Below are 12,270 nucleotides of genomic sequence, written 5' to 3'. Positions count from 1 at the left end.
AGGGGCCGATCGTGCACAGGCCGACGGCCGAGGGAGGGACTGACGCACGTACAGGTGACATACGATCTGTGGTGTTCCCACACCAAAGGGAAGGATGTGCACCATGCCCGCCCCCTACCCCAAAGAGTTCCGCGATGATGTCGTCCGGGTCGCGCAGAACCGTGAGCCCGGCACCCATCTGAAAGACATCGCGAAGGACTTCGGCATCTTCGAGTCCTGCCTGACGAACTGGATTCGCCAGGCCGATATCGAAGCAGGCAACATCCCAGGCACCACCAAGGCCGAGGCCGAAGAACTCCGCGCAGCCCGCCGCAGGATCCGGCTCCTCGAGCAGGAGAACGAAGTCCTACGCCGCGCCGCGGCCTACCTCTCCCAGGCGAACCTGCCGAAAAAATGATGTACCCGCTCGTGTCCGAGCTCGCCGCCGACCAGATCCCGGTCGCGGTGTCCTTGCGGGTCCTCAAGCTCGCCCGCCAGCCCTACTACCGCTGGCGGGACCAGCCCGTCGCCGTTTCTGAGGTGGAGCAGGCCTACCGGGCCAACGCCCTGCACGCCGCTCACCTGAACGATCCGGAGTTCGGGTACGGGCTGCTGCGGGACGAGGCCGAGGCGGCCGGGGAGCGAATGGCCGCCCGTACTGCCTGGCGGCTCTGCCGCCAGAACGGGTGGCACTGCGGGTTCGGGGCCAAGCGTGGCAAGTACGGGACCCGCCCAGGCCCACCCGTGCACGACGACCACGTCCGCCGGGACTTCTCTGCCGAAGCTCCGAACCGGCTGTGGCTGACCGACATCACCGAGCACCCCACCAGTGAGGGCAAGCTCTACCTCTGCGCGATCAAGGATCTCTACGCCGGCAGGATCGTGGGGTACTCCATGGCCGGGCGTATGCAGGCCTCGTTGGCCGTGAACGCCCTCGAGCAGGCCGTGGCACGCCGCGGCGGCACCGATGCGGTGGCCGGGTGCATCGTGCACTCGGACCGCGGCTCCCAGGGTGGATTCAATCGGTCGTCGCAACACCCTCTCGGAATCACTGGAGGTATGGGCGATGGCAAGCAAGGACTGGGCGAGGAAGATCAGTGACGTGCCCGAGGGGACACGGCGGCAGTGGAGAGCGGATCGGGCCTTGCGGGCCCCGATGCGCTCTCCTGGCAGGCCGCAGCCCTCACGGGAGGTCCAACGCCAGTTCTGGCGTGTGATCGCCACCGGTGTCACCACGGTCGAGGCATCCCTGACTGTGGGCGTGTCCTGGCCCGTCGGGGCGCGCTGGTTCCGTCACGCTGGCGGGATGACCCCGCTGTCCTTAGCCGAGCCCACCGGCCGGTAGATCTCGGGCCAGTTCCGCCGGGTAAGCGGGATGGTCGAGCAGGGTCAAGATGATCCGGGATCGAGTGGGGTCGGCCAGTGCACGACCCAGGCGGTTCAACACGTCGAGACGCGAAGCAATAGTCATCATGGACTGAACTATACAGTGCGAACTGAACACTCGGTCACAGGCGTCAGCCCAGATCGCATGCCCGTAAGGGGATCCTTCACCGTACGTCGAGCGAGCTCAGTCCTCGAGTCATTTTCAGAAGTCGACTGCGCTCTCGGGCCCGTCCTCTCGGGGGTGGTGTCGTCGACTCCCGAGCCCTGGTCGTTCAGTAGTCCTGTGCACTAGCGTCGCATCTGCTCAGTAGTCCTGTTCTCTATGAGGAGGCGGGCGTGGACGGCGACCAGGATGAGATGGCTGGACCGGGCGTGCTTGCGGTGCCCGAGCGTGAGTGGGAGCAGGCCCGGTTGCGGGCCGGGGTGATCGGTCGCCTGGCCGAGCACGATCCAGTGGGACTGGCTGTCGTCGACGAAGCCGCGATGGAGCTGGGGATCTCCCGGCGCCGGGTGTACGTGCTGCTGGAGCGGTACCGGCGGGGCTCGGGCCTGGTCACTGATCTTGTCCCCCGGCGATCGGATGGTGGCAAGGGTGGGGGCCGGCTGACGGAGCCAGTGGAGCAGATCATCCGTGAGCTGGTGCGCCAGCGGTACTTGACCCGGCAGAAGCGCAGCATTGCCTCCCTGCATCGGGAGATCACGCGGGCCTGCGCCGTGTAGGGGCTGCCGGCTCCGGCACGGAACACGGTGGCCGCGCGGATCGCTCGGATGAATCCGGTCGAGGTGGGCCGGCGGCGCGAGGGGGCCGAGAGCGTCCGGCCGTTGCAATCGGCCGGGGACGAGGTTCCGGTAGTCGAGTCGATCCTGGACCAGGTGCAGATCGATCACACGGTCATGGATCTGATCGTGGTCGATGACCGTGACCGTCAGCCGATCGGACGGCCGTATCTGACGGTGGCCATCGACGTGCGCAGTCGGTGTCTGGTTGGAATGGTGGTGACCTTGGAGCCGCCCTCGGCGGTGTCGGTGGGGTTGTGCCTGGCCCATGCGGCCGGTGACAAGCGGCCCTGGCTGGAGCGGCTCGGAATCGACGCGGCCTGGCCGATGAGTGGCAAGCCGAAGGTCCTGTATGTGGACAATGCTCGGGAGTTCAAGAGCGAAGCGCTCACCCGCGGGTGCGACCAGCACGGTATCAGCCTCGACTACCGCCCGCTGGGCCGGCCGCATTACGGCGGGATCGTCGAGCGGGTCATCGGCACGGCCATGCGACAGATCCACGAGCTGCCGGGGACCACGTTTTCGAACCCAGTCGAGCGTGGAGCGTACGACGCCGAGAAGATGGCCGCACTGACGATTGCCGAGTTGGAGCGGTGGCTGGTGTTGGCTGTGGCGACCTACCACGGCACGGTGCACTCCACGCTGGGCCAGACCCCGGCCGGACGGTGGGTCGAGTCGGTCGCAGCGACCAGTACCCCGATGACGACGGCCAACCCAACGGCGTTCTTAGTGGACTTTCTGCCCGTGTTCCGCCGCAAGCTCACGCGCACCGGGTTTGTTCTAGACCATGTCCACTATTTCGCCAATGCGCTCAAGCCGTGGATCGCACGCCGCGAGGCCCTGGAGCGGTTCCTCATCCGGCGGGATCCGCGCGATATCAGCCGCATCTGGGTGCTGGACCCCGAGGGCACCGCGTACATCGAGGTCCCGTATCGGGCGTTGTCGAACCCGGCGGTCAGCGTGTGGGAGCACCGGCAGGCTCTGGCCCGGCTGCGCGAGCGTGGGGCCACCGAAGTCGACGAGTCGGGCCTGTTCCGGATGATCGAGCAGATGCGCACCATCTCCGAGACCGCCCAGAAGACCACCAAGCACACCCGCCGCGAGAGGCAACGCCGCACCCAGACCGGGACGACCACTACGAGGCCGACGCCCCCGGTGCCGGAACCACCGGTCGTACCAACGGACTTGGATGTGGTGGCCCGGTTCGGGGAGATCGAGCAATGGTGAATGCCAACGAGTACGAGCCGCTGGAGCTGTCCCACTTGCACCCGGCCGCGCAGCCGGTGGCGCGATTGCCGGCGGCCGAGCGGGTCCAGCGGATCCGCGCGGACCGCTGGATCGGCTACCCGAAGGCGGTCGAGGCCGTCGAGCGTCTGGAGACCATGCTCGGCTGGCCGGCGAAGCAGCGCATGCCCAACCTGCTACTGGTGGGCCCGACAAACAACGGCAAGTCGATGATCATCGAGCGCTTCCGCCGGCAGCACCCGCCCAGCTCCGAACCGGACCGGGAGCAGGTCCCGGTGGTGTGCGTGCAGATGCCCTCGGAACCATCACCCTTGCGGTTCTACACCGCGATCCTGTCCGTCCTGGGCGCACCCCTGCGGCCCCGGCCTCGTCTGGTGGAGCTCGAACGCCTCGCCTTGTCCCTGCTGCGCGAGGTCGGGGCGCGGATGCTGGTCGTTGATGAGCTGCACAACGTGCTGGCCGGTCGCGGGGACACCCGTCGGGAGTTCCTGAACCTACTGCGGTTTCTGGGCAACGAACTGCGCATCCCGCTGGTCGGGGTCGGCACCCGCGAGGCCTACCTGGCGGTGCGCTCCGATGACCAGTTGGAGAACCGCTTCGAACCCTTCGTGCTCCCGCTCTGGGCGTGTCAACTTGTCTGTGTAAGCGGGGTGGTCACAGGTAGGGGTTGATCCGGTCGGGGTAGGCCGCGGCGAGCTGGGCGAGGGCCTGCTTCCAGTTCGTGACGGCCTGGCCTTCGACGAGCCGGNCTGACCCCCACTCGCCGTGGCAGCGGCCGACGAACGAGAACACGAACGGGGTGCTGCGGCAGTACTTCCCCAAGGGCACGGACCTGTCGAGATGGTCGGCCGAGGACCTCGCAGCAGTCGCGTACACGCTGAACAACAGGCCCAGGAAGGTCCTGGACTGGAAGACTCCCGCGGAGGTCTTCGCCGAGCAGCTACGCTCGCTCTCAACGCACGGTGTTGCAACGACCGGTTGAACCCGCCCAGTTCCGCTCGGCCCTATTCCAGGACGCCCTCACCACCCACGGGCTGATCGGGTCCATGGGTCAGGTCGGTGCTGCCGGGGACAACGCGGCTATGGAGTCCTTCTTCGCGTTGCTGCAGAAGAACGTGCTGGACCGACGCGACTGGGACACCCGGGACGAGCTGCGGGCGTGTCAACTTGTCTGTGTAAGCGGGGTGGTCACAGGTAGGGGTTGATCCGGTCGGGGTAGGCCGCGGCGAGCTGGGCGAGGGCCTGCTTCCAGTTCGTGACGGCCTGGCCTTCGACGAGCCGNCCGCTCGAGCGCGGCCTTGACCAGCGCGGGCACGAACCCGCCGTCACCGGTGAGCTCGACGCCGCCCGCGTCGATCTGCGCGAACAGGGCATCAAGCTGCCCTGAGGCTTTCAGCTGCTCGACCAGGTCCTGGCCCGAGGGCTCGCCTGGGTTCTTCTCGTCGATCATGGTCATGATTCTTACCGTTCCTCTCGGTACGGCTTACACAGACCATCTGACACGCCCCGAGCTGCGGGCCGGGATCATCACCTGGATCGAGCGAACCTACCACCGCCGCCGCCGGCAGGTGCGCCTGGGCCGATTGACGCCGGTCGAGTACGAGTTGATCATGGACCACACGCCCGCAGACGCGGCGTGAAGACGACTGTCACCTACACGTGCACCAGTCCCTCCTTCCTCTGGTGTACAGCCGGCCATCGGGTGAGAATCCAAACATCACCGGCGTGCGCAGGCAGAGGAGACCCACATGAGCCAAGAGCAACCACCACCCCGGCATCGTCTCCATGAACCCCAGCAGATCAAGCAGGCCTTGTTCTCAGACCCTGCTGACGACGCCCCAGCCACCTATCTCTGGTCCAAACCAAAGAGAGGCCGTTGCCGACGCTGTCGACTGCCGATCATCTGGATTTACACCGAACGCGAAGCACCCTGGCCCTTCCAGCCGGAAGAGTACGAGAGCGCTGGATTGCCCCCTAAGGCTCAGTGGCGCCTTCCTCGACGTCGGAAGATCATCGCCATCCAACGCCCCGCAGAACGCCCCACCGACAAGGTGCTCATCCCACACACGCATGTCTGCCCCTTCGATGAGGACTCAGACTCTCCGGCCTTGCTCCGCATCCAGAACGAGCTGCGTGCCAGCCTCGAGGAAAGCGACACGGAGGAGAAGCTCTCCTGAACAAGCAGAATCCCCACTTGGTGGACAACACGGAGCTCACGCTCTGCCACACGGAGGAGGAGCCATCACCAGCTCCCGCCCTGGCCAACGCGATATGTACGCCTAGGCCCGAGGGATTGCAGTACCGCACTAACGCATCACCGCGTGCGGCACTGCGTTAGTGCGGGTTATCCTGCCCTCATGGCACCAGCTCCTGTCACCATCGCGTTCATCGCCTCCAAGGGAGGCGTGGGCAAGACCATGGGAACCATCTGCCTCGCCGCCGCCCTGACCCACACCGGCCACAGCGTCGAAGTCCTCGACGCCGATCCCCAGGGCTCGGCCAGCGAGTGGCTGGAGATCGCAGCCGAAGAACGCCCCACAGGCTCGCCCATCCCCTTCACCTACCGGGCCGTGAACCTCTCCGACCTCAAACGGCTGCGCCCGAGCACGGACTTCGTCGTGATCGACACCCCACCGGGCACCCCCGACGTCCAGTCCGCCGCTGCCGCAGCGGCCGACCTGGTCATCATCCCCACCACTCCCAGCGCCGACGACATCGCCCGCACCTGGGCCACCGTCGACGCCCTGGGCCCCACCGTGCGCCTGGTGGCCCTGCTGAACCAGGCCAACCCCCGCACCAAGCTCTTCACCCAGGTCGTGGACCTGCTGGCCGCCGAGAACGTCCCGCAGCTGGCCACCACGATCCCCACCCGCGAGAGCTTCAAGCACACCCACGGCACCTACCCCACCCGTACCGCGCTCGGCCCCTGGCTCCAGGTCGCCGAGGAGATCCAGGAGATGACCCGCCCGTGAGCACCAAGCCCACCCCCGGCGCNGAACATCCTCTTCCCCATCGTTCTCATCGGCCTCGGCATCGTGATCCTCGTCAGCGGCGGAGCCTTCGGACTCTGACGTAGCGGCAGCGATCCAAACGGCCCCGACCGGGCGCACCCCTCTCGGTTCAGACCGCGACACCTACCTGCAGCCAGTCCTGCGTGATCGCGGCAACAAGACCGCCACGGAGCGCTGCAAAAACCCCGCCACCAAGCGAACGAAGCCACAGCCCCGTCGCATCCCGGACGCCCGCCACAAACGACCGTTTGTGCCGGGGCGCTAGGTGTGGGTGCTGCTTCAGTCTTCATGGGCAGGGGTCGCCGGTGGATCGGTCGTGGTCTAGGTTTCTTTTGGCGTACTCGTAGAGCCCTCGTAGCTGGGCTCTCGTGCCCAACCCATCCGCCCTTGAGCTTCGGAGATCACCCGATGATCGAATCCACCCCAGCTGGCCGGGTCTCGGGGCGGTCCGCAGCGCAAGTGGTCCTGGGGCTCGTGCTGCTGGTGCTCATCGTTCCCGTGGCCATAGCCGTCTTCATGGCCGCCTACGCCGTCGCGGAGTTCGCCCAGGGCAGCCACGCTCCCGTGGGGGCGCCTTCCTTGCTCGTCAGCGTGGGGCAGCTCCTCGTCGTCGCATGCGCGGCCGTCTGCGGCGTCCGGTTCGCTCGATCCAGATCCCCTCGCTCTCGGTGAGGCTGGACGGCCGCGGTGGTTGCTCTGTTGGTGCTGGCCGCCTGGCCTGTCCTGGTGGGAGGGATCGGCCTGGTGGAGCGAGAGGCGTGTGAAGTCCGCCCGGCGCCGTTCTGGTGTGAGTGAGCCTGCAACCGCAAGGGGCCGGCGCCAGGGCGCAGCTGTCCCCAGGGGGGCTATCCGGGTACGAGGACTCGTTCCTACCCTGGGGCGATGACTGCACCGGATGCCCTGCCGCCCTCAGAGTTGCCGTCCACGCCTGAGGTGCGCCGGGTGATGTCCGCGCTGGTCCAGAGGTACTTCAGTCGTGAGACTCACGCGCGTCTCCTCGACGCCGACGTGACCGGGGAGGTGCTCACGGTGGTGGCCTGGCAGGCCGGACCTTCCCCGGAAGACCCGCGACGGGTGATCGCCCACCGCACGGACCTGGGGATGCGTCTGGCCGAGTGCGAGGGGGATCTGGAGGCGGTGCTCCTGGATGCATTGCAGTTCCAGGTATTCGAGCCGAGCGCGCCGGGCTGGGCGGCGTCCAGGCGGGTATACCCCAGCGGGGTGGCACAGAACGTCGTGCCGTCCCGCTGTTTGCTCATCGGCCGACGGAGAGCTCGATCAGTTGCGGGCTGCTGCAGCAGGCGTCGCCGGCTGGGGCTGGGGCGTCGCAGCTGCCGCCGAGGTCGGTGGTGCATACGCCGGTCTCGGGTAGTTCGAGGTGGACTGCGTCGGCTGCTTTGCGGTCGCCGGCCAGGGCTGCTGCGATGGAGCGGACCTGTTCGTAGCCGGTGGCCATGAGGAAGATGGGGGCGCGGCCGTAGCTCTTCATCCCCACGATGTAGAAGTTCGTCTCCGGGTGGGCGAGGACTCGCTCACCGTGAGGCTCGACGGATCCGCAGGAGTGGAACTCGGGATCGATCAGCGGCCCCAGCTGGGACGGTGCTTCGACGGCCGGGTCCAGGGCCAGGCGGAGTTCGGAGAGCATTCCGAGATCAGGGCGGAACCCGGTGGCGGGCACCAGCACATCGACGCTCACTTCTCGCTCCCCGTCCGGGGTCACAGCGTGGACGGTCAACGTGTCGTCGGCTCTGAAGCGAGTGATGGTGAAGGAGGTGAGGACCTCGATGCGTCCGGAGTCGACCAGCTGGCGCAGTCGCGAGCCGAGCGCTCCTCGGGCTGCGAGTTCGTCCTGGTCGCCGCCCCCGTAGACGCGGGTGAGGTCTGCGGTGCGAGCGGCCCAAATGATGGTGGTGTCGGCCTCCAGGCCTGCGAGGTCCAGCAGGGTATTGGCGGCTGAGTGGCCGGCACCGGTCACCATGACTCGCTTGCCGGCGAAGCGGTCACGGTCGCGGCCCTGCACGTCAGGCAGCGGCGCGGTGATGTGGCCCGCGGCGCGGGCCTGCTGCTCGCCGGGAGCAAGGAGCCCGGCCTGTCCGAGGGGGTTGGGCGTGGACCAGGTGCCGGAGGCGTCGATGACCGCGGAGGCGAGCACGTCTTCGCTGTGCCCGTCGGTGGTCTGGATCCGGACGAGGAAGGGGGTCTCCTCGCGGCGTGCGGTGCGGGTCTTGTCGATGCCGGCGCGGGAGACGGCGGTGACCCGCGCCCCGCAGCGGATCGACTCGGCGAGCTGGGGAAGCTGCGCGAGCGGTTCGAGGTAATGCTCGCGCAGTTCGTGACCGGTCGGGAGAACGTCGGCGTCGGGTGCGGTCCAGCCGGCAGCTTCGAGGAGACGCTGTGCGGCGGCGTCGAGGTTGTACTGCCACGGCGAGAAGAGCCGCGTGTGCCCCCACTCGGCGATCGCGGCTCCTGCCGCGGTCCCGGCCTCGAGGATCAGGAACGGCAGGCCGCGCTCAGAGAGGTGGGCAGCGGCGGCAAGGCCGATGGGGCCAGCGCCGATGACGACAATGGGATGTGAGTTCGTTGCGGTGGTCACGATGATGAGTCTCCTTGCTGCGGGGCGGTCAGTTCGCGGTGCCGGTGAGGTCGGTCAGGAGCTTGCGGACGTGGGTGTCGATGTCGTCGCGGACCAAGCGCATCCGCTCCATCCCTTCGATGCCGCGCTGAGAGGGCTCATCGGTGTGCCAGGTCGTGACCGGCGCGGTCATGCCCTCGACGGGTTTGATGACGGCTTCGTCGCCGATGACGATCACGTGGTCGACGCTTCGCAGCAGCTCGGGGGTGACCGGCTGCGGGACGGCGGAGGACATGTCCGCGCCGACCTCGGCGATCGCCTCCGCGGACTGGGCGTTGATGGCGGTGCCCGGGCGGGTGCCGGCGGAATGCACGTCGACCTCATCCCCGGCGTGATGGCGCATGAGGGCGGCGGCCATCTGGGACTTGCCGCCGTTCTTCACGCAGACGAACAGGACTGAAGGGCGCTTCGTGGTCATGGCGAGGGGATCCTTCTGTGGGGTCATCGGGTGGGGGCGGTGGTGTCGCCGGGGAACAGGCGCCGCCCCATAGCGAGGGCGACGTAGACGAGGGCGACGAGGACGGGGACTTCGATCAGCGGGCCGACGACGCCGGCGAGGGCCTGGCCGGAGGTGACTCCGAAGGTGCCGATGGCGACGGCGATGGCGAGCTCGAAGTTGTTGCCCGAGGCCGTGAACGCGACGGTCGTGGACTTCGCGTAGTCGAGGCCGATCGCGCGGCCGAGCAGGAAGGACCCCAGGAACATGACGACGAAGTAGACCAGCAGCGGCAGGGCGATGCGGGCCACGTCTCCCGGTGCGGAGATGATCGCGTCGCCCTGGAGGGCGAACAGCAGCACGATGGTGAACAGCAGCCCGTACAGCGCCCAGGGACCGATCTTCGGGAGGAACCGCTCCTCGTACCAGGTCCGGCCCTTGGCTCGCTCACCGAGGATGCGGGTCAGGAACCCTGCGACCAGCGGGATCCCGAGGAAGATCAGCACGCTGAGGACGATCGCACCGATCGAGAACTCGGCCGACGTGGTCGGCAGCCCCAGCCAGGACGGCAGCGCCTGGAGGTAGAACCAGCCCAGGGCACCGAAGGCGATCACCTGGAAGACGGAGTTGATCGCGACCAGCACCGCGGCTGCTTCTCGGTCACCGCAGGCGAGGTCGTTCCAGATGAGGACCATCGCGATGCAGCGTGCGAGCCCGACGATGATCAGGCCGGTGCGGTACTCCGGAAGGTCGGCCAGGAAGATCCAGGCCAGGGCGAACATGAGTGCCGGGCCGACGATCCAGTTCAGCACCAGCGAGGTCACCAGCAGGCGTCGGTCCGCGCCGATACGCCGGGTCTCGTCGTAGCGGACCTTCGCCAGGACCGGGTACATCATCACCAACAGTCCGATCGCAATGGGCAGGGACACGGATCCGATCTTCACCGCCTCCAGCGCGGTGTTCAGGCCGGGGATGAACCGCCCCAGCAGGAGACCCACTGCCATGGCGGCCAGGATCCACACCGGGAGCCAGCGATCGAGGAAGGACATCTCCTTCATCACGCGGGGCTGCTCCACATCCTTGGTGGTCGTACTCATGAGGGGGGCCGAACCTTCCATCGACGGATATCGATGCGAACGCTATGCTTCACATCGATGACTGTCAATGTAAGGTGGGGGCATGTCCACGACGACCGCGATCACAGCTGCCGGGCTCGAGACGATGAACGGCCCTGAGGAGTGCTGCACGCTCTCAGCGGGGCCCGTCGACAGCGTCGAGGCCGAGAGGATCGCGTCCTTGCTCAAGGCGCTTTCCGACCCGACCCGTCTCCGGCTTCTGTCCCATGTCGCTGCTCAGGGCTGCAATTCGGTCTGCGCCTGTGATCTCACCGAGCCGCTGGGCATCAGCCAGCCGACCGTGAGTCACCACATGAAGAAGCTCGTCGACGCTGGCCTGCTCACGCGCGAGCAGAAGGGCCGCTGGGCGCACTACTCCGTCGTGCCGTCGGCCTTCGCCGAGCTCCGTTCCTTCCTCGACATCGCCTGAACCCCCGCCGCCGACTTTGGAGATCCTCCTGACCGCACGGCCCAGTGTCCAGGTCGTCTGCGTCCACAACGCCGGTCGCTCGCAGTCCGGTTAGCCGGCGACGCGTTGGTCCGCTGCCACCGCCGGGTCCAGCAGGACCTGCATGGCCACCGCGGCCGCACGGGCGACCCGCTCTACTCCGCCCGTCGAACCCTGCACGCCGGAACCGGGTTGCTCACCGACAAGCAGAGGGCCCGGCTCGAGGCCACTTGGGGGACCTGCCAGCGGATGATCAGCGCCTACCGCGAACCCGACAGGGCTCGAGGAAAGGAGTCGATGGATGGCGTGCACAGGTTCAGGAGGAGGTGACAGGCAGGTCCTTCGGAGACTTGCGCTGACCGGAGCGCTGCCCGGACTGCCCGGACCGACCGGGCTGCGCCCTGGGGCAGGGTCACAGCATTTCCAGTGGTCGCGGTCCGCTCGGGGGCGGAAACGCACGGTCCAGAGCATCCAGGTCTTCGCGGGTCAGCTCCACGTCCAGTGCTGTGGCGTTGTCGCGCACGTGCTGCGGGCTGCTCGCCTTGGGGATCGTGCAGAGCGAGTCGCGGCGCAGCACCCAGGCGAGGGCCGCCGCCGCGGGGCTGACGCTGTGACGGGCCGCGACGTCGTTCAGCGTCGTGTCGTGAAGGATGCGGCCCTGCTCGATCGGCGAGTACGCCATGACCGGCAGCTGGTGGTCGGCGCACCACGGCAGCAGGTCGTACTCCGGTCCTCGCCGCGACAGGTTGTACAGCACCTGATCCGTGGTCAGCCCGCTGGTGCCCGGCACGTCCTGCAGGTCGGCGAGGGCCCGGTGGTCGAAGTTGCTGACGCCCCAGTATCGGATTTTCCCGTCCTCGACGAGCTGTTGGAAGGCCGCGACGGTGTCCTGCAGCGGGTACCTGCCCTGCCAGTGCAGCAGGTAGAGGTCGATCCGATCGGTGCCCAGGCGTTTCAGGCTGCGTTCGCAGGCCGCGATCGTGCCGGAACGGGAGGCGTGGGACGGCATGACCTTGCTGACCACGAACGCCTCGTCGCGGCGACCCGCCAATGCTTCACCAACCACCTCCTCCGCACCGCCGTCGGCGTACATCTCGGCGGTGTCGACCAGCGTCATGCCCAGCTCGAGGCCGGCGTGCAGCGCGGCGACCTCGTCGCCGCGGCGGCCGGGGTCCTCACCCCAGCCCCAGGTGCCCTGGCCCAGCACAGGGATGGACTCCCCACTCGGCAGCGTCATCCGT

At 67.7% G+C, this 12,270-nt stretch carries 10 protein-coding genes and 8 pseudogenes; 12 read left to right on the top strand and 6 right to left on the bottom strand.

The window, feature by feature from the left end; translation table 11 throughout:
* The first annotated feature begins 103 nt into the window (after positions 1 to 103).
* The 3 genes and pseudogenes from CITRIK5_RS08935 to CITRIK5_RS08925 all read left to right on the top strand — a co-directional run.
* Positions 104 to 397: a transposase gene (locus tag CITRIK5_RS08935; RefSeq protein ID WP_060973960.1), complete on the top strand. Its 294-nt coding sequence runs from the start codon at positions 104 to 106 to the stop codon at positions 395 to 397.
* 11 nt (positions 398 to 408) lie between these two features.
* Positions 409 to 1,080: a DDE-type integrase/transposase/recombinase gene (locus tag CITRIK5_RS08930; RefSeq protein ID WP_159833555.1), complete on the top strand. Its 672-nt coding sequence runs from the start codon at positions 409 to 411 to the stop codon at positions 1,078 to 1,080.
* Positions 1,046 to 1,321 (top strand): annotated as a pseudogene (locus CITRIK5_RS08925) (IS30 family transposase); the annotation flags it as partial. The gene CITRIK5_RS08930 and the pseudogene CITRIK5_RS08925, both read left to right, overlap by 35 nt.
* Here CITRIK5_RS08925 and CITRIK5_RS12235 read toward each other — a convergent pair.
* Positions 1,322 to 1,453, bottom strand: a pseudogene (locus tag CITRIK5_RS12235) (transcriptional regulator); the annotation flags it as partial.
* A 248-nt stretch (positions 1,454 to 1,701) separates the two neighbouring features.
* Between CITRIK5_RS12235 and CITRIK5_RS08920 the strand changes: the two are divergent.
* From CITRIK5_RS08920 to CITRIK5_RS08900, 4 genes and pseudogenes are all read left to right on the top strand, one after another.
* Positions 1,702 to 3,369 (top strand): annotated as a pseudogene (locus CITRIK5_RS08920) (Mu transposase C-terminal domain-containing protein).
* Positions 3,363 to 4,034: pseudogene (locus CITRIK5_RS08915) on the top strand (TniB family NTP-binding protein); the annotation flags it as partial. The pseudogenes CITRIK5_RS08920 and CITRIK5_RS08915, both read left to right, overlap by 7 nt.
* 102 nt (positions 4,035 to 4,136) lie before the next feature.
* On the top strand, positions 4,137 to 4,369 hold a 233-nt coding region (locus CITRIK5_RS08905), incomplete at its 5' end, for a transposase (RefSeq protein ID WP_370462591.1).
* A 4-nt stretch (positions 4,370 to 4,373) separates the two neighbouring features.
* A pseudogene (locus CITRIK5_RS08900) lies at positions 4,374 to 4,544 on the top strand (IS3 family transposase); the annotation flags it as partial.
* A 125-nt stretch (positions 4,545 to 4,669) separates the two neighbouring features.
* Here the strand turns inward: CITRIK5_RS08900 and CITRIK5_RS08895 are convergent.
* A pseudogene (locus CITRIK5_RS08895) lies at positions 4,670 to 4,837 on the bottom strand (IS256 family transposase); the annotation flags it as partial.
* Positions 4,838 to 4,886: 49 nt separating this feature from the next.
* Between CITRIK5_RS08895 and CITRIK5_RS08890 the strand changes: the two are divergent.
* The 3 genes and pseudogenes from CITRIK5_RS08890 to CITRIK5_RS08880 all read left to right on the top strand — a co-directional run.
* A pseudogene (locus CITRIK5_RS08890) lies at positions 4,887 to 5,027 on the top strand (IS3 family transposase); the annotation flags it as partial.
* A 108-nt stretch (positions 5,028 to 5,135) separates the two neighbouring features.
* On the top strand, positions 5,136 to 5,564 hold the full coding sequence (locus CITRIK5_RS08885) for a DUF6083 domain-containing protein (protein ID WP_127435416.1): 429 nt from the start codon (positions 5,136 to 5,138) through the stop codon (positions 5,562 to 5,564).
* Positions 5,565 to 5,744: 180 nt separating this feature from the next.
* The gene (locus CITRIK5_RS08880) at positions 5,745 to 6,359 is read left to right on the top strand and encodes a ParA family protein (protein ID WP_065423796.1); all 615 of its coding nucleotides are present in this window, start codon (positions 5,745 to 5,747) and stop codon (positions 6,357 to 6,359) included.
* Positions 6,360 to 7,653: 1,294 nt separating this feature from the next.
* Here CITRIK5_RS08880 and CITRIK5_RS08870 read toward each other — a convergent pair.
* Genes CITRIK5_RS08870 through arsB form a run of 3 tightly spaced genes read right to left on the bottom strand, consistent with a single transcriptional unit; the run spans position 7,654 to position 10,563 of the window.
* The gene (locus CITRIK5_RS08870; protein WP_159833551.1) at positions 7,654 to 8,991 is read right to left on the bottom strand and encodes an FAD-dependent oxidoreductase; all 1,338 of its coding nucleotides are present in this window, start codon (positions 8,989 to 8,991) and stop codon (positions 7,654 to 7,656) included.
* Positions 8,992 to 9,019: 28 nt separating this feature from the next.
* Positions 9,020 to 9,448, bottom strand: coding sequence for a low molecular weight phosphatase family protein (locus tag CITRIK5_RS08865; RefSeq protein ID WP_002855764.1), 429 nt, complete (start codon positions 9,446 to 9,448; stop codon positions 9,020 to 9,022).
* Between the two features lie 23 nt (positions 9,449 to 9,471).
* Positions 9,472 to 10,563, bottom strand: a complete 1,092-nt coding sequence (gene arsB / locus CITRIK5_RS08860) for an ACR3 family arsenite efflux transporter (RefSeq protein ID WP_036381392.1) — start codon at positions 10,561 to 10,563, stop codon at positions 9,472 to 9,474.
* An 82-nt stretch (positions 10,564 to 10,645) separates the two neighbouring features.
* Between arsB and CITRIK5_RS08855 the strand changes: the two genes are divergently transcribed.
* A complete protein-coding gene (locus CITRIK5_RS08855; protein WP_010080056.1) occupies positions 10,646 to 11,011 on the top strand; it encodes a helix-turn-helix transcriptional regulator in 366 nt (121 codons plus the stop codon).
* Positions 11,012 to 11,095: 84 nt separating this feature from the next.
* Positions 11,096 to 11,332, top strand: a pseudogene (locus CITRIK5_RS08850) (ISL3 family transposase); the annotation flags it as partial.
* 109 nt (positions 11,333 to 11,441) lie between these two features.
* Here CITRIK5_RS08850 and CITRIK5_RS08845 read toward each other — a convergent pair.
* Positions 11,442 to 12,266: an aldo/keto reductase gene (locus CITRIK5_RS08845; RefSeq protein ID WP_236557170.1), complete on the bottom strand. Its 825-nt coding sequence runs from the start codon at positions 12,264 to 12,266 to the stop codon at positions 11,442 to 11,444.
* Positions 12,267 to 12,270: the final 4 nt, after the last annotated feature.

This window comes from Micrococcus sp. 116 (assembly GCF_902506395.1).
In the GTDB taxonomy this organism is placed as follows: Bacteria; Actinomycetota; Actinomycetes; order Actinomycetales; family Micrococcaceae; genus Micrococcus; species Micrococcus luteus.
The sequence above is the reverse complement of the archived record's forward strand: the minus strand, read 5'-3'. Positions and strand labels throughout refer to the sequence as shown.